General features: G+C 63.2%; 17 protein-coding genes. 2 read left to right on the top strand and 15 right to left on the bottom strand.

The features are described from left to right. Window position 1 precedes the first annotated feature (1 nt). From MON38_RS17005 to MON38_RS16965, 9 genes are all read right to left on the bottom strand, one after another. Window positions 2–1015: a sugar kinase gene (locus tag MON38_RS17005; RefSeq protein WP_241937345.1), complete on the bottom strand. Its 1014-nt coding sequence runs from the start codon at window positions 1013–1015 to the stop codon at window positions 2–4. 166 nt (window positions 1016–1181) lie between these two features. Next, on the bottom strand, window positions 1182–2624 hold the full coding sequence (uxaC, locus tag MON38_RS17000) for a glucuronate isomerase (protein ID WP_241937344.1): 1443 nt from the start codon (window positions 2622–2624) through the stop codon (window positions 1182–1184). 310 nt (window positions 2625–2934) lie between these two features. Next, entirely contained in the window at window positions 2935–4590 is a 1656-nt protein-coding gene (locus tag MON38_RS16995) for a UxaA family hydrolase (RefSeq protein WP_241937343.1), read from the bottom strand. Window positions 4591–4742: 152 nt separating this feature from the next. Further along, the gene (locus tag MON38_RS16990) at window positions 4743–6257 is read right to left on the bottom strand and encodes a tagaturonate reductase (protein WP_241937342.1); all 1515 of its coding nucleotides are present in this window, start codon (window positions 6255–6257) and stop codon (window positions 4743–4745) included. 47 nt (window positions 6258–6304) lie between these two features. Beyond that, window positions 6305–7414 carry a pectate lyase gene (gene pelA, locus MON38_RS16985; protein ID WP_241937341.1) on the bottom strand — a complete coding sequence of 370 codons (1110 nt, stop codon included), beginning with the start codon at window positions 7412–7414 and terminating at the stop codon, window positions 6305–6307. Window positions 7415–7558: 144 nt separating this feature from the next. Further along, window positions 7559–9409, bottom strand: a complete 1851-nt coding sequence (locus MON38_RS16980) for a RagB/SusD family nutrient uptake outer membrane protein (RefSeq protein ID WP_241937340.1) — start codon at window positions 9407–9409, stop codon at window positions 7559–7561. 51 nt (window positions 9410–9460) lie between these two features. After that, window positions 9461–12784, bottom strand: a complete 3324-nt coding sequence (locus MON38_RS16975) for a SusC/RagA family TonB-linked outer membrane protein (protein WP_241937339.1) — start codon at window positions 12782–12784, stop codon at window positions 9461–9463. Between the two features lie 144 nt (window positions 12785–12928). Next, the gene (kduI, locus tag MON38_RS16970; RefSeq protein WP_241937338.1) at window positions 12929–13759 is read right to left on the bottom strand and encodes a 5-dehydro-4-deoxy-D-glucuronate isomerase; all 831 of its coding nucleotides are present in this window, start codon (window positions 13757–13759) and stop codon (window positions 12929–12931) included. A 103-nt stretch (window positions 13760–13862) separates the two neighbouring features. After that, on the bottom strand, window positions 13863–14633 hold the full coding sequence (locus MON38_RS16965; protein ID WP_241937337.1) for an SDR family oxidoreductase: 771 nt from the start codon (window positions 14631–14633) through the stop codon (window positions 13863–13865). A gap of 280 nt (window positions 14634–14913) precedes the next feature. On the opposite strand from MON38_RS16965, the gene MON38_RS16960 reads away from it, so the two are divergent. After that, on the top strand, window positions 14914–15963 hold the full coding sequence (locus tag MON38_RS16960; protein ID WP_241937336.1) for a LacI family DNA-binding transcriptional regulator: 1050 nt from the start codon (window positions 14914–14916) through the stop codon (window positions 15961–15963). 129 nt (window positions 15964–16092) lie between these two features. On the opposite strand, the gene MON38_RS16955 is transcribed toward MON38_RS16960, so the two are convergent. The 6 genes from MON38_RS16955 to MON38_RS16930 all read right to left on the bottom strand — a co-directional run bounded on the left by MON38_RS16955 (window position 16093) and on the right by MON38_RS16930 (window position 25694). Continuing rightward, entirely contained in the window at window positions 16093–18000 is a 1908-nt protein-coding gene (locus tag MON38_RS16955; protein ID WP_241937335.1) for a glycoside hydrolase family 88/105 protein, read from the bottom strand. Between the two features lie 123 nt (window positions 18001–18123). After that, window positions 18124–20487 carry a glycosyl hydrolase family 28 protein gene (locus MON38_RS16950; RefSeq protein ID WP_241937334.1) on the bottom strand — a complete coding sequence of 788 codons (2364 nt, stop codon included), beginning with the start codon at window positions 20485–20487 and terminating at the stop codon, window positions 18124–18126. A gap of 155 nt (window positions 20488–20642) precedes the next feature. Continuing rightward, the gene (locus MON38_RS16945; RefSeq protein ID WP_241937333.1) at window positions 20643–21458 is read right to left on the bottom strand and encodes a sensor histidine kinase; all 816 of its coding nucleotides are present in this window, start codon (window positions 21456–21458) and stop codon (window positions 20643–20645) included. Continuing rightward, window positions 21437–22093: a hypothetical protein gene (locus MON38_RS16940; RefSeq protein WP_241937332.1), complete on the bottom strand. Its 657-nt coding sequence runs from the start codon at window positions 22091–22093 to the stop codon at window positions 21437–21439. The genes MON38_RS16945 and MON38_RS16940 overlap by 22 nt, the downstream gene beginning before the upstream one ends. A 21-nt stretch (window positions 22094–22114) precedes the next feature. Next, window positions 22115–22837 (bottom strand): hypothetical protein, encoded by a 723-nt coding sequence (locus MON38_RS16935; protein WP_241937331.1) that lies wholly within the window; start codon window positions 22835–22837, stop codon window positions 22115–22117. A 112-nt stretch (window positions 22838–22949) separates the two neighbouring features. Next, window positions 22950–25694, bottom strand: a complete 2745-nt coding sequence (locus MON38_RS16930; RefSeq protein WP_241937330.1) for an alpha-L-rhamnosidase-related protein — start codon at window positions 25692–25694, stop codon at window positions 22950–22952. 122 nt (window positions 25695–25816) lie between these two features. Here MON38_RS16930 and MON38_RS16925 point away from each other — a divergent pair, with 122 nt between their 5' ends. Next, window positions 25817–26251 (top strand): DUF4174 domain-containing protein, encoded by a 435-nt coding sequence (locus tag MON38_RS16925; RefSeq protein WP_241937329.1) that lies wholly within the window; start codon window positions 25817–25819, stop codon window positions 26249–26251. Window positions 26252–26258: the final 7 nt, after the last annotated feature.

Here is a 26258-nt window from a genome sequence, read left to right as displayed (position 1 = left end):
CTTATCGTACCAGCCGGCCGCTGGTGTTGCCTTTCATGATTTCCTCCACCTCGGCCACCGTCACTAGGTTGACATCGCCGTGGATGGTGTGCTTGAGGGCCGAGGCCGCCACGCCGAAGTTGAGGGCCTGCTGCGGGTGTTCATAGGCCAGCGAACCGTAGATGAAGCCAGCCATGAAGGCATCGCCCCCACCAATGCGGTCGACAATGGGGTTGATTTCGTGGCTGACAGTTTCGAGGAGCTGCCGGCCATCGTAAAACACGCCTTTCAGGCCGTTGTGCGAGGCGCTGTGCGTTTTGCGGCGGGTCGTGATGACCTGCTTGATTTGCGGAAACCGCGCCATCACCTGCCGGGCTACCGACACGAACTTGTTGTCGGTGCCGGGCTCGGGCACGATGCCGAACAGGTCCTCGGCGTCGTTTTCGGAGCACACCACCACGTCGCAGCCCTGCACCAGTTCGCTCATCACGCTCTGGGCAGTATGGCCGTATTGCCAGAGGTTGCGGCGGTAGTTCACGTCGGCCGATACGGTGAGGCCCAGGCGACGCGCGGCGGCAATCGCCTGGCGCGTGGCCTCCGCGGTGCTGGCCGAAATGGCGGGTGTGATGCCCGTCCAGTGCAGCCAGCCGGCATCTTTCAGGATTTCATCCCAGTTGAATCTGGCCGGGTCGAGGTTGGCGAAGGCCGAGTTGGCGCGGTCGTACACCACTTTGCTGGGCCGCATCCCCGCCCCTACTTCCAGGAAATACAAGCCGAGGCGGTCGCCTTCGTACACCGTGGCGTCCATGTTCACGCCCAGCGCGCGAAACTGCTGAGCCGCGGCACGGCCCAAGTCGTTATCGGGGAAGCAGGTGACGTGGGCGGCGGGCACGCCCAAGCCGGCCAGCGAAGCCCCCACGTTGGCGTCGCCGCCGCCGTAGGTGATTTCCAGGCCGCTGGCCTGCGCGAACCGGTAATTCAGCGGCGGCGACAGCCGCATCATGATTTCGCCGAACGTGACAACTTGCTTTATCATTGGGGTCTTAGGGACTTGGGGTCTTGGGGAATTGGTTGGCCGCGTGAACGTCATGCAGAGCGCAGCGAAGCATCTTGCCCGCCACCACTAATCACCAGCGCCCTCACGATTGGTTTACTGCCTCGGGCAAGATGCTTCGCTGCGCTCTGCATGACGTTCTAAAAACTCAACCAGCCACGGCAGCGGCAGGTGTTTCTTTCGCTACCTGGCCGAAGCCGAAATACGCCTTCGCGTTGCCGTAGCAGATGTTCTGCACCATGCCGCCGAGCAATTCCATATCGGCCGGCAGCTCGCCGTTTTCCACGTCATTGCCCAGCAGGTTGCACAGCACGCGGCGGAAATACTCGTGACGCGGGTACGAGAGGAAGCTACGCGAATCCGTGAGCATGCCCACGAAGCGCGAGAGCAGGCCCATGTTGCTCAGTGCGTTGAGCTGCTTCTCCATGCCGTCCTTCTGGTCGAGGAACCACCAGCCGGAGCCGAACTGCACCTTGCCCGCCACCGAGCCGTCGTTGAAGTTGCCAATCATCGTGGCGATGAGCTCGTTGTCGGCCGGGTTCAGGTTATAGATGATGGTTTTGGCGAGCTTGTTCTGCCCGTCGAGCCGGTCGAGGAAGGTGGAGAGGGCGCGGCCCTGCGAAAAGTCGCCGATGCTGTCCCAGCCCGTGTCGGGTCCCAGCTCGCGGAGCATGCGCGAGTTGTTGTTGCGCAGCGCGCCGAGGTGGTACTGCTGCGTCCAGCCCTTTTCCCAGTCCATTTCGGCCAGCAGCACCAGCAGGGCCGATTTCAGCTGCGTGTTCTCCGAAGCCGTCAATTCGCTGCCGCCGCGGATTTTGGCGAAGCTGGCCGCCACTTCCTCCGGCGTGTAGGGCGCCGCGTAAATCTGCTCCAGCCCGTGGTCCGACAAGCGGCAGCCGAGACTGGCGAAGAAGTCGTGGCGGCGGCGCAGGGCCGTTTCCAGGTCGGCCAGCGTGCGGATTTCCACTTCGGCCACGGCGCCCAGCTTGTCGAGGTAGGCGCTGTAGGTGGCGGCATCGTCCACGGCCATCGCCTTGTCAGCGCGGAAGGTGGGCAGCACGGCGGTGGCGAAACCCGAAGCAGCAATGGCCTGGTGGTGTTCGAGCGAGTCGGCGGGGTCGTCGGTGGTGCAGAGGGTTTCCACCTGCATCATCTTCAGCAAGTTGCGCACCGAGTATTCGGGCGTCTGCAATTTGGCGCTGCACTCGTCGTAGATGCGGCGGGCGCTGTCCTTGTTCAGCAGCTCGGTGATGCCGAAGTAGCGGCGCAGCTCCAGGTGCGTCCAGTGGTACAGAGGGTTGCGCAGGGTATAGGGCACGGTTTCGGCCCATTTCTCAAACTTCTCCCAGTCGGAGGCGTCGCCGGTGATGTAGCGCTCGGGCACGCCGTTGGCCCGCATGGCGCGCCACTTGTAATGGTCGCCGTAGAGCCAGATTTGGGTGATGTTGTCGAACTGCTTGTCCTCCGCAATCTGGTCGGGCAGCAGGTGGTTGTGGTAGTCAATAATGGGCATCTGCTTCGCGTACTCGTGGTAGAGCACGCGGGCCGTGTCGGTTTGGAGCAGGAAATCGTCGGACAGAAAAGGCTTCATAAGTAGCGCGAATGACGAGGCGAAAAATCGGATAGACTAAGTATCGGCCAGATGCCGAAGGTAGCGGCTGAAACAGGCCCTATGGTTACAAAAACCGGGTTTCGGGCGGGTTTTATTTACGCAAACGCTTGCGGTAGCTATGCGAAAACGGTTGTGATAGGCGGGAGTCGTCTGTCATCCTGAGCGCAGCGAAGGACCTTATCACGTCGGCGGTGCAATTGCTTGTTAAAACGGCTCGTTCAACCGTGATAAGGTCCTTCGCTGCGCTCTGCATGACGTTCTGTTTTTTGTTACCTACTTCTTTCCCCTACTACAAACTCACCCCACGCTTCCAGGGGATAAAATCGGTCTGGTCATGGCGGACGGCAGCAATTTCCTCCTCGCCACTGGCTACGCGAATGACGTAGTCGAGAATGCGCTCGCCGGCCTGCTCGATGGTTTCCTCGCCGTCAATCACCGTTCCGGTGTTCACGTCGATGATGTCGGGCATGCGGCGGGCCAGAGCCGTGTTGCTAGCTACTTTGATGACGGGCGCGATGGGGTTGCCAGTGGGCGTGCCCAGGCCGGTGGTGAAGAGGACGATATTAGCCCCCGACCCCACTTCGGCCGTGGTTGATTCCACGTCGTTGCCGGGCGTGCAGAGCAGGTTGAGGCCGGGCTTGGTTACCAGCTCCGGGTAATCGAGCACCGCCACCACCGGCGACGAGCCGCCCTTGCGGGCCGCGCCGGCCGATTTCATGGCGTCGGTAATCAGGCCGTCGCGGATGTTGCCGGGCGAGGGGTTCATGTCGAAGCCCGAACCCACGGCCACGGCCGAGTCGCCGTAGGCCTTCATCAGGCTGCTGAACCGCTCGGCAGTGGGTTGGTCCACGCTGCGGTCTACCAACTCCTGCTCCACGCCGCACAACTCCGGGAATTCGGCCAGGATAACCGAACCGCCCAGCGCCACCAGCAGGTCCGAAACGTGGCCCAGGGCGGGGTTGGCCGAAATGCCAGAGAAGCCATCGGAGCCACCGCACTCCAGCCCGATGTTCAGGGCCTTGAGCGGCGCGGGCTCGCGACGGGCCTGGTTGGCCAGCATCAGCCCGGCAAAAGTCTGGCGCAGCGCAGTGCTGATGAGGGTTTCCTCGGTTCCGAGCTTCTGCTGGTCGAGGATGTAAAGCGGCTTGCTGAAATTCGGGTCGCGCTTGGCAATTTCCTCCTGCAACATGCTGGCCTGGGCATTCTGGCAACCCAGGCTAAGCACGGTGGCACCGGCCACGTTGGGGTGCGTGATGTAGCCGGCCAGCAGGCCGCACAGCGTCTGCGCATCCTGCCGGATGCCGCCGCAGCCGCCCTCGTGGCTGAGGAAGCGAATGCCGTCCACGTTCGGGAACGGGCGGGTGTGGCGGGCGGTGTTTTCGCCGGCTTCGAGGTCGGCACTCAGGATTTCTTCGACCGACTTGCCGGCCTGCATTAGCTCCAGCAGCTTGCGGGTTTCGGGCTGGTAGCTCTTGCGGCGGCCATAGCCGAGGTCAGTTATTAAAGCATCCTGCAGCACCTGGATGTTGCGGTTTTCGCAGAAAACCAGCGGAATAACGAGCCAGTAGTTGGCGGTACCCACGCGGCCATCGGCCCGGTGGTAGCCCTGGAAGGTGCGGTCCTGCCAGGCGCTCACGTCGGGCGCCTGCCAGGTGGCACGCTGGTGGGCGTGCTCGTCGTAGGAGTTGGTGGCGTGCTGAATGTTGGCCGTGGTGAGGCGGCCGCCGGGGCGAATAGCTTCACGAGCGGTGCCCACGAGTACGCCGTACATCGTCACGGGCTGGCCGGCGCTCAGGCCCAGGGGCGCGAGCTTGTGCTTGGCCGGAATGGCTTCGGTGGTAATGATGAACCCGTTGTCCCAGGGCACTTCGGTACCGATGGGCAGGTCCAGCAGGGCCACGAGCACGTTGTCGGCGGGGTGAATGCGGGCTACTTGGTGTTTCACGGGGATAGAATATTTAGTGTAGGGAGTAGTTAGGTTTCGTCTGTCATCCTGAGCGCAGCGAAGGACCTTATCACGGATGCATCATCTGATATTACTGCAAACCGTTCGGTAGTGATAAGGTCCTTCGCTCCGCTCAGGATGACAGACGGTTTTCAAGTGCCGACTGCCACCGTTTTACGGGCGAAAAACGCGGCCAGCGTGGCCGATGCGCCTTCGCCCAGCAGCTGCTGCAGGTAGTGCGTGACGCTGGCGGCAAAGCCGGGCAGGCGCGACAGGTCCTGGCCCCAGAGGGCGGCGTTGTGCAGGGCGGCGGGCACCAACTCGGCGGGCGTGTGGTGGGCCCAGAGGTCGGCAAAGTAGCCGGCACGGTCATCCTGAATTTGGTAGGGCTGGCCGTTGGCCTCGCCCTGGCCGCCCACGTTGCGCATGAAGCGCAGGTAGGCCGCAAAGCCGAGCGCCACGTAGTGCGGCACGGCCTGGTGCTGCTGATAGTAGTGCAGCAGCGTGGGCACGTTGCGCAGCTGCATTTTGGCGGTGCCCTGCACGGCAATGGCCAGCCAGCGGTGCTCCAGGTAGGGGTTGCGGAAACGGTCGAGCACCTGCATGCCGAAACGCTGACCCACCTTTTCGTCCACCGAAAATGGGATGCCGGGCAGCAAATCGGCCAGCATCAGGTTGTGAATGAAGCGGGCCATGTGCTCGTTTTCGAGCGACTCGCGCACCGTCACGCAGCCCATCAAATGGGCCAGGGCGTAGCTGAGCGTGTGCGTGCCGTTGAGCAGGCGCAACTTCAGCTCGCGGAAGAGCGTGATGTCGGGGCGGATGATGACGCCCTGCGCGGCGGCATGAAACGAGAGCACCTCGCGCACGTGCTCGTCGCCCTCAATAGCCCACAGCGCGTAGGCCTCGGCCATGGTCAGCAGCTCATCCTGATAGCCCAGCTCGGCCTGCAGAGCGGCGTAGGCATCGGGCTCGGGGCGGCCGGGCACGATGCGGTCGACCAGCGTATTGCAAAAGTGGTTGGCGGTTTCGAGCCAGTCGATGAATTCGGGGCCAAGCTCGTTGCGGTGGGCCAGCTCCAGCACAATGCCTTCGAGCTTGCGGCCGTTATCGGGAATCAGCTCGGTAGGCACAATGACGAGGCCCTTGCTCACATCACCATCAAACGCCTTAAAGCGGGCGTGCAGCACGGCCAGCAGCTTGCCCGGAAACGAAGCCGGCGGCATGAGCTGAATGTCCTCCGTGACGAGCTGAATACCGACCTCGGTGGTGTTCGACATCACCACTTGCAAGTCGGGGCTGGCGGCCACCTGCAGTACTTCGGCCCACTGGCTTTTGGCCGAGAGTACGCGGCTGATGCTGGCGCACACCACGTTTCCCTCTACTGGCCGGCCGTCGTCGACGCCGCGCACGCACACCGTGTAGAGGTTGTTTTGGCGCTCGAAGGCACTGGCGTCGCCGCCGTCGGTGCTCTTCACCACCACAATGCGGCCGTTGAAGACGCCCTGGCGGTTGGCCTGGTCAATCTGGAAATCGGGCAGGCCGCGCAGCAGCACGCCAGTGCCGAACTGCAGCACCTTTTCGGGCAGCTCGAACAGCGCAGGCGCGGGCCAGGCCACCGGGCCGGCGGGCGCGTTCAGGGCCAATGATTTAGTTAGCGTGTCCATTGAGGCTGGAACTGAATAGGCGGTTGTTGGGGCGAGGCGAAACGCGGCTACTTGTGCGCAGCGCTCAGGCGTTTCTGCCAGGCCGGAAAATCTTTGGTGAGGAGCTTTTCGGGCCAGGTGCCGGCGTAGAGGTAGCCGGCGCGGCGCTCGATTTCGATGTCGGCCAGTTGGTAATGCACCTGGCTGTCGCGGCCCACGAAAATGGGCCGGTCGGTATTCAACTCGTAGAACCGGGCCCAGACCGTAGCACCGGCCTGGGGCACCAGCTTGCGGTCGAGCACTTTGTGGGTTTGCGGGTCGGTTACTTCCTGCACGGTGGTGTTGGTCAGCTTCACCTTCTGAAACCAGTCGATGGCGCATTCCACGGCCTGTTTCTCGGCGGCGCTGGGCTGCTCGATTCCCATCAGGAAGCGCACAATGTCCACCGACTCATCCCCGCTCAACGAGGCCAGCTCGAAGGCGCGGGCTTTGGCGGGTTGCAGGGTTTTTTCGTCGTACTGGGCGCACCAGGCCGTGGGGTGGCCGCCGCGCACGTACTGCGTTTTCAGCATGCACTGCACGCCGCGGGCCACCGCTGCCTGGGCCTGCAGGGCCAAAGCGGCATCGAGACCCACATAGGGCGCTTTCTGCTTGGCCACGTCGCGCAGCACCTCCAGCGCCCGCACCATGGCGTTGTCGTTGTAGGTAATCTGGTGGCGGTAGTTGCTGAAATCGGGGTAATACTGCGGGAAGCCGCCGTTGGCGTACTGCATTTTCAGCAGGTAGCGGATGCCGGTTTCGGCGGCCTGGCGGTAGGCGGCGTTGTTGGTCGTCTGGTAGGCTTTGGCCAGGTAGGCGATTTCGCGGGTGGTGGCGTTGTTGTCGATGGTCGCGTCGGTCCGGCCTTTGTCGGCCAGGGTGGCGACGCGCTCAGCGGCGTTCAACGGGTGCTTGTAGTCGACTTTCTTGCTGCCCACCGCCTTGGGCCAGCCGCCGATGCTGCGCTGAAACACGAGCATCTTATCGGCGGTGCTATCGGTGAGGGGCGCGGCCTGGGGAACCCGGCCAGCGGCCAGGTTCCCCGCGCCACGCTCCGGCGTTGCCGGCGGCAGGGTTGGGCTAAGTCCCACCTCGCTTAGGCCCGTGGCCAGCAACAGGAGCAACAAGGGCAGCTTCATGGTATTGAGTTGTTCTAGCGTTGCGCCTCACCCCCGGCCCCTCTCCGATGGAGAGGGGAGCCACGGCGGGCACTTTTAATGAAATCGTCAGGCTCCCCTCTCCATCGGAGAGGGGCCGGGGGTGAGGCCCCACGTCTGGGCAGCTTAGTAGCCCGAGTTCTGCTTCAGGGCGGGGTCGGTGTCCAGGGTGGTTTGCGGGATGGGGAGCAACTCCTTGCCCTGGCCGGGGATGTATTCGGCGGCCATGCCGTTGCCGGCGCTGATGGTGGTGGTGGTGCCGATGGTGACGCTGGTACCGCTGGGCTGCAGGTTCGAAACGTAGGCCGCATCGATGGACTGACGCCAGTTCACGCGGGTGGTGCCGGCGGGTGTGGCGGCGGGAGAAGGGCGGTAGAACGAGCGGGCCCACTGCACCTGGCCGTTCACCACGCGGTAGAACTGGTACTGCGGCACGTTCTGGTACGGAGCGGCGTTGGTGCGCAGCAGGTTCAGGGCAGCCTTGGTCTGGGTAATTTTCGTCTCGAGCAGGTTCCAGCGCAGCAGGTCGTACTTGCGAATGCCTTCCGAGCCGAACTCCAGCAACCGCTCGTTCACGATGGCGTTGAACAGGTCGGCCTTGGTGGCCGTGTTCAGGCCCAGCGCGGCGCGGGTGGCGTTGCCGCCGAAGCCGCGGGTGCGTACTTCTTTCAGCGCGTTCACGGCCGCGGCCGAGGGGGCACTGGTGATTTCATTATCCGCCTCGGCAAACATCAGCAGCACGTCGGCGAAGCGGATGATGGGCCAGTTGTAGCCCAGGTAGTTGTTGGTGCCGGGCAGCGGCGGGTTGTGCCAGTCGCGGCGGAATTTGCCGTCGTAAATCGTGTTCAGGGCCACGCCCGCCTGGTTGTTGTTGGCCGGAATCTGGTAGGGCGCGATGGTCACGTCGCGGCGCACGTCGAGCGAATCGAAGGCGTAGAAGTAGGTCGGCACCACGGTCACGGCGCCCTGCGTCGAGCCGTACACGGTCGAGGCGTTCAGGCGCGGGCCGTTGTAGTAGCCCAGCTTCGAGTCGCCGGTGGCCGAAGAGCCGGCCATGCCCACTTCAAACAGGATTTCGTTGGCCACGTCGCGGCGCTGTTCGTTCACCCCGCGCCACAGGTCCGTGAAGCTGGGGTTCAGAGTGTGCTCAGTGCGGCGGGCCATGATGTCGGCGCACTCCTGGCGGGCAATGGCGTAGTAGTCGAGGTAGTCGCTGGCGCGGGTCATCGTGCGGTCCTTCAGCGCGTAGCCGCCGCGCTGCAACGCCAGGCGCGCACGCAGGGCTTTCACGCCAGCTTTGGTGATGCGCTCATTGCCCAGGCCGGCCTGCGAGCGCCAGGGCACCAGCTTTTCGGCAATCAGCAGGTCGGCAATCAGCTTGGTCAGGGTCTGGTTGCGGTCAGAGTTGGGCAGGCGGAAATTCTGCTCGGGCGCGGTGGGCGTAAACTGCGCCGGCACGTCGCCCCAGTTCCGAATCAGCTCGTAGTAATACTGCGCCCGCAGCGCCAGCGACTCGCCGTAGAGGCGGTGCAGGGCGGCGGTATCGGCGCTGCTGCCGGTGGTGTAGAGCGCCATCGTGGGAATGTTGGCGATGCAGATGTTGGCGCGCTCCACGCCCTGGTACAGGTTGTTCCAGGGGTTGATGATTTCGGTGTTGCTCGAAAAAGCCTTGTAGCGGGCAATGCCCCGGCGGCCCGTGTCGAACGTGCCCGACGAGCCAATCAGCTCGTCGGTGTCGTAGGGGTAGTACATGCTCAGGCGGGTGCCGTAAGTGTTGTCGCCCGAGAGCGGGTCGTAGGCCCCAAGCACGGCGCTGGTGGCGCCGCTCACGGTGCTGAACTGGGCCGCCGTGGTGGTGAGGGCCGTCGGCTCCACGTCGAGGTAGTCTTTGCACGACGACACCAGCCCGGCGCCGGCAACCAGCAGCAGGGCAGCCGTGGCCGCGCGATAACGAGAGAATAAGGAAAACGCTTTCATGACAAGAAGAAGGCTAAACGCGGGTGGGAATAGATGAAGGCAACAGCGGGCTTACAGGCCCAGGTTGATGCCGAACAGGAAGGCCCGGCTGCGCGGGTAGGCGGCGTAGTCGACGCCCGGCGTGAGCGGGGTGCCGCGGCGCGTGTTCACCTCCGGGTCGTAGCCCGAGTACTTGGTGAAGGTGTACAGGTTGTTGAGCGTCACGTAGAAGCGCAGCTGCGAGGCCTTCACCCGGCTAATCACCGACTTGGGCAGCGAGTAGCCGAACGTGATGTTGTTCACGCGCAGGAACGAGCCGTTCTCCACGGCGTAGGAGTGCAGGAAGTAGTTGCCGCGCACGGGGCTCCAGATGCTGGCGTTGGCGTTCACGCGCTCGAAGGTGGCCTGGTCGGTAATCAGCGCGCCCCGCTCGTCGATGTAGCGCACGCGGTTGGTCATCTCGCTCAGCAGGTTGGCGTAGGAGGTGTTGGCCGTGCTGGTGGTGAACTCAATCTTGTTGGCGTTGTAGATGTCGTTGCCCAGCACGAAGTTCAGGAACACGCTGGCGTCGAAGCCCTTGTAAGTGAACTGCTGGTTGAGGCCGCCCACCACTTTGGGGTTGGCGTTGCCGATAATCGTTTTGTCGGTTTCCGTGATGTTCAGAGCGCCGTTGGCGTCGCGCACGCCGTCCACATCTTTCAGCTTGATGCTGCCGATGGACACCGGCGAGCCCGTGATGCTGGCGTTGTTGGGCACGTCCTTCTTCAGCACGCCGGTGCGGGTGGCGTAGTTATAGGTTTCGAAATCGTTGGCCGTGTAGTAGCCGTCGGTGATGTAGCCGAACATCTGGCCCACCGGCGCGCCCACGCGGGCCACAAAATCGGGGCCCGACAGCGCGGTGCCGGCCCAGCCCGACTGAATGCTCGGAATCTCGTTCAGCCCGTCGCCAAGCGACTCAATCCGGCCGCGGTTGAAGGCGGCGTTGGCCGTGGCCGACCACGTGAAGTCGGGCGTCTGGATGATGGTGCTGCTCAGCTGCAGTTCCAGGCCGCGGTTCGAGGTCGAGCCGATGTTGCGGAACTGGCTGGTGTAGCCCAGGAACGCCGGAATGGGCTGCGGAATCAGCAGGTCGTTGGTCGTGTTGTAGTACGCATCGGCCGTAAACGTTACCCGGTTGTTGAACAGGCCCAGGTCGAGGCCGATGTTGCGGGTGGTTGTGACTTCCCACTTCAGCTTGGGGTTGGCCAGCACCGAGGTCGAGGTGGCGGGCGTGGTCACGTGGTTCAGGGCGTAGCTCACGTTGCCGGCCTGAAACAGCTGGTCGGTCAGGAAATCGGGCACGCGGTTGTTGCCGGCCTGGCCGTAGCTCAGGCGCAGCTTCAGGTCGCTCACCGTGTTGGCGTAGGGCTCGAAGAAGTTCTCACGCGAAATGCGCCAAGCCGCCGAAGCACCGGGGAAAATGCCGGCCCGGTAGGCCGACTTAAACTTCGACGAGTTGTCCTGGCGGGCCGTCAGGGTCAGCAGGTACTTATCGTCGTAGGAGTAGTTGATTCGGCCAAAGCCCGAAAGCAGCGTGTAATCAACCGGAATGGCCGTTTGGGGCAGCACCGGCTGGGCCACCGTGCCCACCGGCAGCACGGCCTGGTTGATGTTGGCCAGGGCGCGCTCGGCGGTGATGTCGGCCGGCAGGAAGTTCACCTGCACAAACTGCTGGGTGGTGCGCTGCTGGTAGGCTTCTTCGCCCAGCAGCACGTTCAGCACGTGCTTGTCTTTCTTAAACGTGTAGTCGAGCACGTTCGAGTTGTTCAGCGTGGTGGTCACGCCGTTGGTTACGGTCACAAACGGCAGGTTCTGGTAGCCGCCGGCTGCCTGCCGGATGGTGGGCGAGTACAGGCCGTTGAAGGTGCTCAGGTCGCCATACGTCAGGTCGAAGCCACCCGTCGAGCGGAAAATCAGGCTGTTGGTGATGTTGAAGGCCACCGTGCCGCCCATGTTGAACGTGCGGCGCTTGTCGGCCCGGTACTCGTTGTTGATGGCCAGCACCGGGTTAATCAGGCTGGAGTTGGTGAAGAAGTCGGGGTCGAAGTTGGCGGTGGGGTCCACGCCGGCCGAGTTGGGCAGGTTAAAGGGCACGTACTGCACGGCATTGCGCAGGCGCGAAGTCACGCTCGAGCCCGTGTTTACCGTCTGGCCGATGCTGCTGGTGCCCAGCGCCGCGCCGGTGCCCGCGCCCATGTTGGTCTGGTCGTTGAAGCGCACGTTCACGCCCAGGCGCAGGCGGTCGGTGGCCTTGGTGTCGAGGCGGAAGTTAATCAGCTTGCGGTCGTAGCTCGAGCCCAGCTGAATGCCGTCCTCCTTGTTGCTGGTCAGGCTCAGGGCGTAGGTGGTGGACTTGCCGCCGCCGCTCACCGACACGTTGTGGGTTTGCTGGAAGGCGCGGCGACCAAACACCTGCTGCTGCCAGTCCTGGTTGGGCGAGTTGCGCAGGCGGGCCAGGGTGTCGCTGGTGAAGTTGTTGCTGCCAAACACGCTCTTGAACGTGCCCGTGCCGCCCGACAGGCCGGCCGTCGAGCCCGTGAGCTGGGCGCGCTCGTATTCCCAGTCGAGGTAATCGGCCGGGCCCATCACGCTCAGCTTCTTGCTGATTTCGCGGAAGCCCGCAAACCCGTTGTAGCTGATGGCCGTGCGGCCTTCGCGTCCGCTTTTGGTCGTGATAATTACCACGCCGTTGGCGCCGCGCGCGCCGTAGATGGCCGTGGCTGAAGCATCCTTCAGCACGTCCACCGACTGAATGTCCTGCGGGGCAATCACGCCTAGGGCGTTTTCCACCTGCACACCGTCCACCACGTACAGCGGCGAGTTGTCCTGCGTGATGGAGCCGCCGCCGCGCACGCGCACCTGCACGCTGGTGTTGCCCGGCGTGCCTTCCGACGAGGTGAGCTGCACGCCCGCTAGGCGGCCGGTCAGGGCCTCGGCGGCCGAGTTCACCGGAATGTCCTTCAGCTGCTTCGCCCCTACCGACGACACCGAGCCCGTCACGTCGCGGCGCTCTACCGTCTGGTAGCCAATTACCACCACGTCGTCGAGCTGCTTGTTATCCGTGGCCAGCGTCACGTTGATGGTCGTTTGCGAGCCCACCGTCACGGCCTTCGTGGCGTAGCCCACGAAGCTGAAACGCAGCGTGGGGTTGTTCACGGTGGCGGGCAGCGTCAGCGTGTAGTCGCCGTTCACGCCGGTCGAAGCGCCCACGGTGGTGCCCTCCACGAGCACCGTCACGCCGGGCAGCGCCTCGCCCGTATCCGATTTCACGACGCCCTGAACCTGACGGCTTTGTGCCGCCGCCAGCCCAATGCTCCCCAGGAGCAGCAGCCAGAGCAGGAGAAAATGTTTTTTCATGGGTTGAATGGAGTGTTGGGTGGGAGTTTTATTTAGTTGTTAGTTGTTAGTTGCTGGTTGTCAGTTATCAGCCCGTTTAGCAAAGCGTCATTGTCAGGGCATCAAAGACAAACAACTGACAACGAGCAACTGACAACTAATCAATTAGCGCAGGGCCTCCAGGGGCACGGCGTCCATATCGGTGTATTCGCGGTTCTCGCCGGCCATGCCCCAGATAAAGGCGTAGGCGGCCGAGCCACAGCCCGTGTGAATGGACCACGGCGGCGACAGTATCGCCTGCTCGTTGCTCACCCACAGCGGACGGGTTTCGGTGGGCTCGCCCAGCAGGTGCAGCACCCGCTGCCCGGCGGGCAGGTTGAAGTAGAGGTAGGCTTCCATGCGCCGGTCGTGGGTGTGGCTCGGCATGGTGTTCCACACGTTGCCGGGGGCCAGCTGCGTGAGGCCCATCACCAGCTGGCAGCTTTGAATTCCCTCGGCGTAGATGTATTTGTAGATGGTGCGCACGTTGGCCGTTTCGGCCGCGCCCATCTGCACGGGCGTGGCCTCGGCCTGGGTGCGGCGGGTGGTGGGATGCACCGCGTGCGCCGGGGCCGACAGCAGGTAAAACTTGGCCGGGTTGGCCGCGTCGGCACTGGCGAAGCGCACGTCTTTCGAGCCCATGCCCACATACAGGCAATCTTGGGTGCCCAGCTCGTACACCGTGCCGTCCACCGTCACGGTGCCGGCGCCGCCCACGTTCAGTGCGCCCAGCTCGCGGCGCTCCAAAAAGAAGTTGGCCTTCAGCGACTCGGGGCAGGGCAGCGCTAGGGCGGCACCGGTGGGCTGCGCGCCGCCCACAATCATGCGGTCGTAATGCGTGTAAGTCAACTCGATTTCGCCCGCCGTGAAGATGTTCTCAATCAGGAAATGCGCCCGCAGCCCGCTCGTATCGAGCGTAGCAGTTTCGCGGGGGCCAATGGCAAAGCGCTGAGTCATGGAAGGGTTGAGTTTTGAATGTTGAGAGTTGAGTTATCGGATTTGATTTTGCCAGAATTGAATGAGATTTTAATTCAACACTCAACCCTCAAAACTCAACCCTTCATCTCCCCATCCAGCCGCCATCGACGGTGAGGATGGTGCCGTGCACGTAGTCCGAGGCGGCCGAGGCCAGAAACACAGCCGGACCTTTAAAATCGTCGGCCTCGGCCCAGCGGCCGGCCGGAATGCGCGCGAGGATGGCAGCACTGCGCTCGGCATCCTGGCGCAATGCAGCAGTGTTGTCAGTAGCCACGTAGCCCGGCGCGATGGCATTCACGTTCACGCCCCGGCCGGCCCACTCGTTGGCCAGCGCCTTCACCAGCGAGCCGATGGCGCCTTTGCTGGCCGCGTAGCCCGGCACGTTGAGGCCGCCCTGAAACGTGAGCAGCGAAGCCGTGAAAATGATTTTGCCGCGTCCGCGCTTCAGCATCTCACCGCCCAAAGCGCGGGCCAGCCGGAACGGCGCATCGAGGTTCACGCTCAGCACGGCGTCCCAATCTTCGTCGGAATGCTCGGCGGCCGGCGCGCGGCGGATGATGCCGGCGTTGTTAACCAGAATGTCAATAACGGGGAAGTCAGCCTGCACTTCGTTAATGAAGGCTTTGAGTTGAGCAGCATCACCCAAGTCGGCGCGGTAGGCGCGGAAGCCGCGGCCCAGGGCGTGCACGGCGGTTTCGGTTTCGCCGCCAGCCGGCAGGCTGCGCGACACGCCGATGATGTCGGCTCCGGCTTCGGCCAGCGCAATGGCCATGGCCTGGCCAATGCCGCGGTCAGCACCCGTGACGAGGGCGCGCTGACCGGCGAGACTGAAAAGAGCGGGAAGCGAGGCCATAAGCGGAACGGTGAGCTAGGACTTTAAGCGGGAATTAGCCAGATATTTCCTACTCTTGTGGAGCGGTTGGCTAGTTAAAGGTTCCGGGCAGCGCCGGCCGAAAGCAAGAGTTGGACAATGTTTTTTTGTGCAATCGTTGCCGGGAACGATGTCACGTTGCGCCCGGCGAGCATTCGCGGGGCTATTTAAGCCCGTTGCAGTACCTTACGGGCCGTTAGTCGGCACTCACCTAACCCCGGCCAGTTAGTTGCCGTTTATTGAACTTTAGAAAGAAAGTCGCTTGGACCCCGTTACCATCAAAGACATTGCCCGCGCGCTGAACCTGTCGACCTCGACCGTGTCGCGGGCCTTGCGCGACAGCTACGAAATCAGCCCCGAAACCAAGCGGCTGGTGATGGAGTACGCCGAGCGCCTTAACTACCGCCCCAACCCCATCGCCCTCAGTCTGAAGGGCAGCAGCAGCAAGGCGCTCGCGGTTATCGTGCCGCAGATTGCCAACAACTTCTTCTCGCAGGCCATCAACGGCATCGAGGCCATTGCCTACAACCGGGGCTACCACGTCATCATTTTCCAGACGCACGAGAGCTACGAGCGCGAAATGGCCAACGTGCAGCAGGCCGTAGCCCGCCGCGTCGACGGCCTGCTCCTCTCCCTATCCAGCGAAACCTCCGACGTGGCCCACCTGCACGCCCTGCACGCGCAAGGCGTGCCGCTGGTGCTGTTCGACCGCGTGGCGCCCGACCTGCCCGTGACGCAGGTAGTGGCCGACAACTTCGGCGGGGCCTACGCGGCCACCTCGCACCTGCTGCAAACCGGCCGGCGGCGCATTGCCCACCTCACCATTCCACCCTACCTCAGCATCACGCAGGAGCGCCTGGCCGGCTACCGCGCTGCCCTGGAGCAGTACGGCGTGGCCTTCGATGAAAACCTGGTGCGCTACGGCACCTTCGGCCCCGACGAGGCCGACGAGCTGGTGGAGCAGCTGCTGGCGCAGGAGCCGCGCCCCGACGCCTTCTTCACGGCCAGCGACCGGTTGGCGCTGGGCTGCCTCACGGCGCTGCGCAAGCGCGGTATCCGCATTCCGGAGGATATTTCGCTTATCGGCTTCACCAATCTGCCCGCCGCCGAAATGCTGAATCCGCCCCTCAGCACCGTAACGCAGCCGGCGCAGGAAATCGGCCAGCTGGCCGCCGAACGCCTCATCGAGCTCATCGAGCGCAAGCAGAAAGCCTCGCCCCCGGCCACCGTGAAACTGCCCACCACGCTGCTGGTGCGCGAGTCGTCGGCGCCGCCGGTACGGGCCGAAGCAGATTTCCGGATTGGGCTGTAGTTGTTTGCAATAGATATAGGGGCAGTACTGTCATGCTGAACGCAGTGAAGCACCTTATCACGTTGGAACGACTTGTTCTGGCGTGATAAGGTGCTTCACTGCGTTTAGCATGACAAACGTAACCGTGCGTTACTTCCCCAGCAGCCAGCGGCCCAAATCCTTGCCGGCCTGGAAGTTCTGAAACGAAGCCGGAATCTTGCGGCCGTCTACGTACTCGTTGTACAGCCACGGGTCGCCGAGCACGAAAACCTTGCCCTTGCCCAGCCGCGCCGTGGCCATGATGATTTTGCCATTATTGGAGACCAGCGGCTGGGCGGGGGCCGCCACGCTCAGCACCGCTAGCTCTTTGATGTAGGCGGAAGTGGCATTTTTGAACACGGCTTTGCCCGAGGTTAAGTCCACTCGGCCCTGCTCGAATTGACTGCCCTGCACCATGTTCACGCTCTGGGCGGTGAACTGCACGCCGAAATTTTTAGCCAGCTCATTGAAGTGCTTGATTTCGCAGTTGGCCGTGTCGTTGGCCAGCAGCACCAGGGTGCCACCGCCACGCACCCACTCGGTAATCATCTTGCTATCAGCGGGCTGGATGTAGTTGGGCGCGGGCGATTCCTTGCGCGTGTCGGGGTCGACGATGACGTACACACTTAGCGGCTTGAGGTTGGCGGCCGTGGGCGCGGCGGGCACGGCCACGGTGCGCGCGCCCAACTCGCGCAGCTGGTTGCCCCAGAGCCAGAAGCCGCCGTGGGTTCGCTCCTCCCAGGTGTAGTGCCACTGCTCGGGCTGGCCGGTGAAGGTGCTTTTGCGGGTTTCGTGGTTGAAGTAGTAGTCGAGCCCTACGGTTTTGCCCTGGCCGAGAGCGTCCTCAGCAGCAATTTCCATTTCCGTGCTGGCCAGAATGAACGGGCCCACGCCCTTCAAATCGTTCTTGCGCAGCGGCTCGGTGAGGTAGTATTCGTAGCTGCCGTCGCGGTAGGGCTTGCCGCCGAGACCGCCCACGCTCACGGTGCCGTTGAAGGCCAGCGCGCCGTTGGCTTCCGTGGTCACGAAGGTTTTCAGCAGGCCGTCGTAGCCTTTGCGGGCCACGGCGGCGTACTTTTTATCGAGGTAGCCGAGGCGCACACCCTTAGCCAGCGCATACACGAACATGCTGCTGCCCGAGGCTTCGGCGTAGTTGCCCTTGCGGGCTTCCTGGGCCATCACCAGGCTCCAGGTGCCGGTTTTGGGGTCCTGGTACTTCGCCAGCGCGGGGGCCAAACGTTGCAGGGCCTTGACGAGCACGGGCCGCTGCGGATGGTTTTCGGGGAAGTAGTCGAGCACATCGACCAGCGCCATGGCGTACCAGCCAATGCCGCGGTCCCAGAAATTGGGGCTCTGGCCGGTGGATTTGTTGGCCCAGGCCTGCTCGCGGCTTTCGTCGTAGCCGTGGTAGAGCAGGCCGGTTTTGGCGTCCACGAGGTGCTTTTCGACCAGCGCAAACTGCTTGGCCACGTCCTCCAGGCCGGCGGGCTGGCTGAATAAGCGGCTGTACTCGGCGTAGAACGGCTCGGCCATGTACAGGCCATCGAGCCACATCTGGTTGGGGTAGATTTTCTTGTGCCAGAAGCCGCCCTCGTTGGTGCGCGGCTGGGTATCGAGCTGCTTGCGCAGCAGCTGCGCGGCCTTGATGTACTTGTCCTGGTTCGGGCCCGACACCTGGGCCAGCAGCAGCACGGCGTGGCCAGTGGTCACGTTGTCGAGCAGGTAGTCGTCGGGCTTGTAGGTGCGGATGCTGCCGTCCTTCTGCACGTACTGGTCGAGGTCTTTCTGGATGTATGTGAAATATTTTGCCTCGCCGGTGCGCTGCCACACGCGCTCCAAGGCCTTCAGCATCAGGCCCTGCTCATAGTCCCAGCGCGCGGTTTTACGCGAGCCGATGACGATGGAATCCGGATGCCAGCTGATGAAGGCATCGGCCATGCGCTGCGAGTAGGGGGCCGGGGTTTGAGCCGAGGCGGTTTCGGCCAGTAGCACCAGCAGCGGCAGGAAGAGTCGTTTCATAGGATTTTCAAAAAGATTTCACGCAGTGTTTCGCGGTGTTAAAGCGCAGTGTCTCGCAGTGAACCGTTGGACGACACTGCGGAACACTGCGCTTTTAACACCGCGAAACACTGCGTGAAACAACTACCGCGTGGCCAGCGTCACGGTCTTTTTCGCCATTTTCGGGCCCAGCTCCACGCCGCGCTTGGCTTTCTTCGTGTCGGTATTCGTCAGGCGAATGTCCTTGCTGCGGTCACCCGTCACGCGCAGCAGCAGCTCGGCCCCATCGGCATAGCGGATGCCGTCAAGGGCAATGTTGTGGCTGTTCTGCACTTCCAGTACGGGCGTGGTTTCAGCTGAGAGCAGCGTCACGTTTTTGAGGCGAATGTTCTCGGCTTCCTGGCACACAAGGCCCTTTTTGCTTTCGATAACGGCGTTTTCGATGCTGATGTCCTTGATGCTCATTTCGGGCAGGCCGCGCACCAGAATGCCGGTGGTGGCGCCCTTGCAGGTGATGTTCGAAATGCGGAAGCCCTTGAACTGCGGCGTGCCTTCGTTCAGCGGCTGCGCGGCAATGACGGGCGGCGCGGTGCTTTCGCCGGCCAGCGGCACGGGGTCTTTGGCGGCGTAGTACATGTCGAACAGCACGGCCTCGCCGGCAATGTCGGTCATGTCGATGCCATCCACGAAAATGTTCTCGACCACGCCGCCGCGGCCGCGGGCCGTTTTGAAGCGCAGGCCCACGTCGGTGCCCATGAAGGTGCAGTTGCTCACGTAGAGGTTGCGCACGCCGCCCGACATCTCCGAGCCAATCACGAAGCCGCCGTGGGCGTGGTACACCCGGCAGTCGCGGATGATGAAGTTCTCGGTGGGCACGCCGCGCCGGCGGCCTTCGGCGTCGCGGCCCGATTTGATGCACAGGCCGTCGTCGCCCACGTCAAACGTGCAGCCCTCAATCAGACCGTTACGGCACGATTCCACGTCGATGGCATCGGTATTCTGGCCGTACCAGGGGTTGCGGGCCGTCACGCGGCGCACGGTCAGGTTTTCGCACAGCAACGGGTGGATGGTCCAGGCCGGTGAATTCTGAATTACGAAATCCTCCAGCAGAATCTGCTTGCAGCGGGTGAGGCTGAGCATGTTGGGCCGCAGGAAGTCGCGAATGTCATCGAAGGCCGTCACATCGAGGCTTTTGCGCGGGGTGCCAGCGGCGGCCAGCTGGTTGCCCTTCAGCGAGCTGGCCGAAGGATACCAATAGTCCTTTTTCTCACTCAGCACGCCACCCGAGGCCACCAGCTTCTGCCACTGCGTTTCGTTGAGCTTGTTCTTTTTCACGGGTCGCCACGCGTCGCCGGCCCCATCAAACGTGCCGTTGCCGGTGATGGCAATGTTGGTGAGGCCCACGCCCGAAATCGGGGCTTGGCTGCGAATGGCGTCCTCCCCTTCCCAAGTGGTTTTGATGAGCGGGTACTGGCTGCGGTCGGCCGTAAACTGCACGAGCGCGCCGGTGGCCAGGTGCAGGTTCACGTTGCTTTTCAATTCGATAGGTCCCGTGAGCCACAGGCCGCGCGGCACCAGCACCGTGCCGCCGCCCACCGCGCAGGCCGCAATGGCTTTGCGGAAGGCCTCGGTGTTCAGGGTCTGGCCGTCGGCCACACCGCCGTATTTGGTCAGGTTAAAGGTATCCTTTTTGAAAGCGGTTTGCAGCACCACGGGCAGGTCGGCGGCGAGCTTGCCGGCGTAGGCGGCCGGGCGCAGGTGGCTGGCCAGCCCGAGGTGCTGGGCCTGCACGTCCTGGGCCACGAGCTGCGCCACGCGGGTGGCGCCGTATTCCGAGAAGTGCGTGTTGTCGTTTTTGGCGGGCGGCACGGGGTTTTCCTGGTAGTAGCCGTTCTGGTAGCTCCAGAACAGCGGCCGGGTGCCGGCCTCGCCCAGCGCCGAGTACATCGCCCAGCTTTGCTCGTGCAGGTCAATCAGGGGCACTTTCTGGGTTTTGGCTACTTCGCGCACCACGCCAGGGTATTCGCCGTGGTCGTCCTTGCGCTTGCCGGCGTCGTCGAAGTAGCGGCGGCCCACCGGCGTAAGCAGCACCGGGTTGGCGCCCTTGGCCTTGGCTTCAAGCACGAACTTGGTGAGGAGCTGGCGGTACAGCGTCTGGGCCGGGGCCGAGCGCACGCTGTCTTCCGTTTTGGAGTCGTTGTGGCCGAACTGGATGAATACCCAGTCGCCGGGCTTCAGGTCTTGCAGCACCTTGGTCCAGCGGCCTTCGCGGTAGTAGCTTTTGGTGCTGCGCCCGTTCACGGCGGTGTTGCGAATCACCACGCCGTTGTCGAAATACTGGCCGAACTCCATGCCCCAGCCACGCTCGGGCTTGTTTAAATCGGCTTTTTCCGACATCGTGGAGTCGCCGACCAGGAAAATCTGGGTGGGCGGCGCGGCGGCCGGCCGGAAAGCCGTGGCCAGCAGCGCCGTGAGGCCCGCCAGCAGCAGCGTGGCACTTGTTTTCATCAGCATCAAAGCCCGTTAAGTCGGTGGCGAAAGGCGGGCCGGCCGCGTGGCGGGCCCCAACAATATTACCCCCCAGCAACCGTGAAAGCCGCCTCAAACGGCCATTTAAGTGCGTTTTATTTGTGCAATCGTTGCCGGGAACGTTGGCACGGCAGCTACTTTTCCGGCACGGCGTGGTCGAGCTCGACCTGCGTACGCGTGCCCTGACCGGGCGCGGTGCGCTGCACCAGCCGCGCCCCCAGCAGCTGCACGCGCGCACCAATGCTGCGCAGGCCCACCCCGGCGCCGGCCAGCGCGGCGGCCCCGGGCTGCTCCGGCACAAACCCGCAGCCATCGTCTTCTACCGCCAGTACCAGCCGGGCGCTTTCCTGGCGCAAGCCGATGCGCAGAACCCGGGCCCCGTGCGCGTGTTTGAGGGCGTTGTGTACCAGCTCCTGGCAAATGCGGTAGAGAGCGAGCTCGGCGGCGGGCGGCAGGGTGTGCGGGTAGTGCGCTTCGAACTGCACGTTCAGGTTTTCGGAATGGCGGCTGAGGTCGGCCAAGCGCTCCAGGGCCTTTACCAGGCCCACCCGGGCCAGGCTGGCGGGGTAGAGCTGGTGCGAAGTGCTGCGCACGTCGGCCACGGCGGCCGCCAGCACCTCGCGGGCCACGGCAAAAAGGGCCGCCGGGTCGTCGGCCGGGTCGGGCACGGCCAGGCGCTCCACCAGCATTTGGGCCATGGCCACGGAAGAAGCCACGTCGTCGTGCAAATCGCGGCCGATGCGCGCGCGCTCGGCCTCCTGCGCTTCGATAACGGCCGCCAGCAGCGCCTGCTGGTGGGCCGATTCGGCTGCCCGCTGCACCAGCTGCTGGCGGTAGAGGCGCTGCTGGTAGCTCACCACAAACCACACGAAAGCCCCCGCCACCAGCACCATCAGGCCAATGCCGCCCAGCAGCAGGGGGGCGAATGTTATTTCTGCGGGCGCAGCCATATAGCCCGAAGATAGCACAAGTACAGCACGATAGTTAGCAGGCCATGAATTGTCCAAACCATCAGGCTGAGCTGCCGCGAATAATGCTCCAGCATGTAGTTGCTAAACAGCGAGATAAACAATTTGCTAAGCCCATAGAGCAGCACGCCTGTCGACACCCAGAACATGGGCTCCTGTGCGAGGCTCGGCACCCGCAACTCGTTGAGCAGCTTTCGGAAATACAGCCCCACCATGGCCAGCTCCAGCAGGCAGCCGGTGAGCAGGATGCCGGGCTTGAACCGGGCCATTTCCGGGGCCAGGCCGCTGCTGAGCGCTACGTACACGGCAAAGCTCCCGGCTATCCACGGCTGCCACCGGCTGAAGCCCGGTGAGCCCAGCGCCCGGCTATAGGCCCACGACAACAGCGCCACTTCGCCCAGGGCATCGGCCGGCATCAGCCACAGGTTGGGCTTGTGCTGGAAAAGCAGCACGTGGGTGGCCGTTTCCATGGCAATGCCAAACCATACCAGCCAGACCACGCAGCGCAGCGCGGGCTCTAGCTGCCGGTACCGCCACCCGCCCACGATGCCCACCAGCACCAACATCCCAAACGACAGCCGCTCCGTCAGGCTGAACCAGAATAATGCCGTGTTCATGGGCGTGGCGTGGCCAATACATTAGGGAGCCGGTGGGCTGGGCGCGGCCACGTCATACGAGGGGTCGTCTATATCAGCCGTCCCGGCGCTCACGGGGGTTTGCACCATCAGGCCAAACGTCGTCATAACGGCTTCGCCGTCGGGGCTAGGGCCGAAAAAGGTGTGCAGCCCCAGCAGCACCGACAGGTTCTCGTCGTCTTTGCTGATGCGCATGAGCGGCTGCATAAAATCGCTCAGGCTGAAATTGAAACCCTGCAACGGGCCGTAGCTGGTGGCAAACAGCTGGCGCGAAAGGGGGAATTTTTTGGTATCGGCCCAGTTGCTCACCCAGTGCTGGCGCAACGTATCGGGCAGCTCCACGTCGACGATGGGGGGATGGAATTCCATTCCCGACTGGTAGTCCGATAGATAATACGACGTCTGGCGACGCCCCTGCGCATCGACGGCATAGAGGACCAGGGCGAAATTAGGCGCTTTCTTCTCGGGGTTCACCACGAAACGGGCCCTCACCTGGGCAATGCCCGGGGCCGAAAGCACTTCCATAATCTGCGCCACCGTGAAACTGACAGCTATCAGCCGGGCAACGGCAGCCGAGCCCGTGTCGGGCATGTTGAAACAGGCATCCAGGGCGGCTTGCTCGCCGCCTTCACTCACAATTTTCAGCCAGTTGGCGCTGTACGCGTCAAAGGTGGGTTGGTCAATCTTGCTGGCAGGGTCCAGAAACGGGGGCTGGTTGGCGGGCATGTTTTCTTGCAGAAAAGACGAATAAAGTATGTTAAAATTGACTTATGCGCACATCACTGGCAAAACTACATTAGCCGCTCCCAGGCTGATACCCCCCTATTGAAATAAATATTTACTCTAGCCGGCGCACGCGCAGGTAGTCGAGCATGGCCTGGTTCACGGCGATGTTCATGTTCTGATTGGCAGGCTCGTAGGCCAGTACAAGGCGGGTAGTGCCCTTGTCGAGACGCACGAGAATGGGGTTCGAGAAGCCCCAGTTGCTCCACTCCTCCACGCCGCGCTGGGGCAGCACCACGGTGCCCAGCAGTTCGGGGCCGTGCCGCAGCGTACGAATCGCGCACTTGTTGTTGGTGTTGATGGGGCCGTTGCCGTTGGCGTAGCGGAAATCGAGTGCGTAGAGGCCCGCCTCGGCCACGGTGACGGGGATGGTGAGCGTGGTGTTTTTGGTAGTCGAGGTTTCGACAAAACCCTTGCTGGTGAACCCCTTGTAAGGCAATGAGGACTTGCCGGCCACGGTTTCGAGCTGCACCTGCTGGCCGCCGCTGGCTTCGCGGCCCAGCTCCAGCAGCTCTGAGGCGAAGGACTCGCGGCTGGCATCGTCCACGGCCACTACCTGCCAGGCAGCAAAGCCTTCGGCCGGCACGGCGTATTCGGTTTCGCGGACGGTAGTAGCCAGCTTGCCATTTTTGAGCACCAGATACTCGTCGGCCCCTTCCACGGCGGCCCAGCGCAGGCGGCCGTTGGCAAATGTCACGGCCGGCGTTTCGGGTGAGGTGCGGTTGGCCACGCGGGCTACGGATGCGGGCGCCGGAGCCATTGCCACCTCGGGAGCGATGAGCGTGATTTTGATGGCGTGGCGGCCCGTGAGCGCGCCCGATACGGCCGCGTCGGGCAGCGGCGCACCGTCCATCGTGATGCTGCCGATGGTACTGCCGCTACCGTCCATTTCAATATCAAGCACGGCGCGGCGGTAGCGGAAGCCCTCCAGGCGGCGGTGCCCGGCGAAGGCCGTGGGCACGAAGGGCCGGAACACCAGCCGCTCGCCCTGGTACTGCATGCCAAACAGCACCTTGTATACTAGGCTCAGGCTGCCCGAGAGGCTCCAGAGCATGTTCGAGGAATTAATCTGGGTGCCGGCGAAGTCGCCGTTGCGGGCCACGAAGTTTTCCTTGTTGGTGAGAAACAGCGCCGCCGGCCGGTAGATGGCGGCCATGCTTTCCATCACCGAAGCCTCGTTACCAGCCTTGGCCCCCGCCAACGCCCAATAGCTCTGCACGAAGGGCCACACGGCATCGTTGTGGTAAGGCGGGATGCCCGGAATCTGGGGGTAGATGCACGGAATGCCGTAGGGCGTGACAGGGGTTTTGCTCACCACGGTTTGGGCCCGCTCGCCTTCGGCAATGCCGAACAGCACGCACAGGCCCTCGCCCAGCGCTTCGGCTTTAGGCGACAATGACAGCGCCGTGCGCCCGTACAGGTACTGGCCGTAGTAGCCCTTATCGGCCTGCCACAGATGCTCGTTGATGCCGAACTTGATGGCCTCGGCCTGGCGCTTGTAGAGGGCGGCCTGGCCGGGCTGGCTCAGGCGGGCAGCCATCTGGGCCAGCACCACGTTGGCCTGGTAGTGCACGGCGTTGGTGCCCAGGTTTTCGCTCTGGTAAATGTCCACCGGCTGCATCCAGCGCGGGTAGGTTTGCTCGCGCCAGTCCAGAAACGACGACTCGCCGCGCACCAAACCCGTTTTCTGGTCGTAGGCGTTCTGCACGTCATCAGAAATGCTTTGCTTAATGATGGGGAACACCTTGCGCAGCCAGGCCAGGTCGCCGGTAGCCTGGTAGATTTCCCAGGCCGCCACGGCCCAAATCATGCGGTCGGTCGAGCACGGGTAGGCCCCGCCGGTGCCGGTGTCCTGAATGATGCGGCCGTCGGCACTCACCTTGCGCAGCAGGCTGTTCATGGCCACCTTGGGCTGCAGGCTGGCCTGCGCCAGAATAATGCTGTAGCTCACGTCGCGCGTCCAGACGCCCGCCCACTCCTTGCCGGTTCGGAAGGTGCTGTCGGGCTCCACGGCCCGGCGGGCTTCTTCCAGGGCCAGGTTGTAGAGCGCATCGGCCAACGGATAATCGGAGCTGTACTGCGGAAAGTCGGCGGTATTCACGCTTTTCTGCCAGCTGGTGGCGGTGGTTTTGGCCGCGGCCGGCTGGTTCAACGTGAGGGTGGCTTCGTAAATGCCGTCACCGTCGGCATCCTTCAATTCCAACTCGGGCTTGTTGGTGAGGTTGTCGAAATCCCAGCTCAGCGGAGCCGTGCCGCCGGCCACGTACACGTGCTTGAAGTCCTGCTGGTAGATTTTATCGCCCTTGAAGGTGGTGAAGTAGCCGTCCTTTTTGAACGCTGCCAGCACCGGCCGCATGTCGAGCCGGATGCGTACCGGCGTACTCGGGTCGAGGTATTGGTTGGCAGCTACCGGCGTTTTATCCTCGTAGCGCTGGCCGAACACGATGGGCGGCGTTTCGATTGCTGCGCCGCTGGGCCGGGGCACGGCCAGTAGCAGGTGGTTCAGGCCGGGGGCCATCTCATTATCCTTACCATTGATACTGAACTTGAACTCGATGCGCGGACTCAGCCGGTCGTTCACCGGGCTCACGTAGTTGGAAGTCAGCTGCGTGGCCGAGAGGGCGCGGCCTTCGTGCTGGCCCTGCACCACGCGGTCGGGATACAGGGTGTAAGCGTCGGATTGCCAGATGGGTTTCATCACAACGGGAGCGGCGGTGGTGGCGGCGGGCTTGGTGGTTTGGCAGGCGTTGAGCAGGCCCAGCGTGAGCAGGAAGCCGGTGGCGAGATGCGTGGGTTTCATCAGAAGGAATAAGCAGCGAATGGCGCGCGGAAGTGCAAATTACGCGCTTCGGGCCGGTGCCGGACGAACGTAGCGCCACAATCACGCGTCTCTATGCCATTATTGGGTTTTACTGCTGCCTCATGAAAATTTCCGCGCTTTTCGCCGCTCCGCTCCTACTTGCGCTGCTACTCATCAGCACCGCCCAGATTCCCAAACCCAAGCCCCTGGCACAAACCCTGCGCGAAAGTCGCGACCGCAAACGCGTGCTACTCATCGCCGCACCCAACGCCGAACAAGCCGATTTCAAAACGCAAAAAGCCCTGCTGGCCGCACACCCGCAGGAGCTGGCCGACCGCGACTTTCTGGTACTGGAACTGCTCTACGACCAGATTTCAGCCACCGACCGGCAATATCTGATGCAGCGGACAGGGCTCAAACTGCCCACGTTCTCCGTCGTCCTCATCGGCAAAGACGGCGGCGTGAAAGAAAAAAGCCAGCGCCCCATCCCACCCGCCGACCTGTTCGGCACGGTAGATAAAATGCCCATGCGGCGCGCAGAAATGCGCCGGAAATAGGCCCTGC

This window comes from Hymenobacter cyanobacteriorum (assembly GCF_022631375.1).
GTDB lineage: Bacteria > Bacteroidota > Bacteroidia > Cytophagales > Hymenobacteraceae > Hymenobacter > Hymenobacter cyanobacteriorum.
The sequence above is the reverse complement of the archived record's forward strand: the minus strand, read 5'-3'. Positions and strand labels throughout refer to the sequence as shown.

Coding starts and splice junctions, on each gene's coding strand:
- MON38_RS16965 (WP_241937337.1), bottom strand. CDS start 14,633: ATGGCCTCGCTTCCCGCTCTTTTCAGTCTCGCCGGTCAGCGCGCCCTC.
- MON38_RS16935 (WP_241937331.1), bottom strand. CDS start 22,837: ATGCCCGCCAACCAGCCCCCGTTTCTGGACCCTGCCAGCAAGATTGAC.
- MON38_RS16955 (WP_241937335.1), bottom strand. CDS start 18,000: ATGAAACGACTCTTCCTGCCGCTGCTGGTGCTACTGGCCGAAACCGCC.
- kduI (WP_241937338.1), bottom strand. CDS start 13,759: ATGACTCAGCGCTTTGCCATTGGCCCCCGCGAAACTGCTACGCTCGAT.
- MON38_RS16945 (WP_241937333.1), bottom strand. CDS start 21,458: ATGGCTGCGCCCGCAGAAATAACATTCGCCCCCCTGCTGCTGGGCGGC.
- MON38_RS16990 (WP_241937342.1), bottom strand. CDS start 6,257: ATGGACACGCTAACTAAATCATTGGCCCTGAACGCGCCCGCCGGCCCG.
- MON38_RS16950 (WP_241937334.1), bottom strand. CDS start 20,487: ATGAAAACAAGTGCCACGCTGCTGCTGGCGGGCCTCACGGCGCTGCTG.
- uxaC (WP_241937344.1), bottom strand. CDS start 2,624: ATGAAGCCTTTTCTGTCCGACGATTTCCTGCTCCAAACCGACACGGCC.
- pelA (WP_241937341.1), bottom strand. CDS start 7,414: ATGAAGCTGCCCTTGTTGCTCCTGTTGCTGGCCACGGGCCTAAGCGAG.
- MON38_RS16930 (WP_241937330.1), bottom strand. CDS start 25,694: ATGAAACCCACGCATCTCGCCACCGGCTTCCTGCTCACGCTGGGCCTG.
- MON38_RS17005 (WP_241937345.1), bottom strand. CDS start 1,015: ATGATAAAGCAAGTTGTCACGTTCGGCGAAATCATGATGCGGCTGTCG.
- MON38_RS16940 (WP_241937332.1), bottom strand. CDS start 22,093: ATGAACACGGCATTATTCTGGTTCAGCCTGACGGAGCGGCTGTCGTTT.
- MON38_RS16975 (WP_241937339.1), bottom strand. CDS start 12,784: ATGAAAAAACATTTTCTCCTGCTCTGGCTGCTGCTCCTGGGGAGCATT.
- MON38_RS16980 (WP_241937340.1), bottom strand. CDS start 9,409: ATGAAAGCGTTTTCCTTATTCTCTCGTTATCGCGCGGCCACGGCTGCC.
- MON38_RS16925 (WP_241937329.1), top strand. CDS start 25,817: ATGAAAATTTCCGCGCTTTTCGCCGCTCCGCTCCTACTTGCGCTGCTA.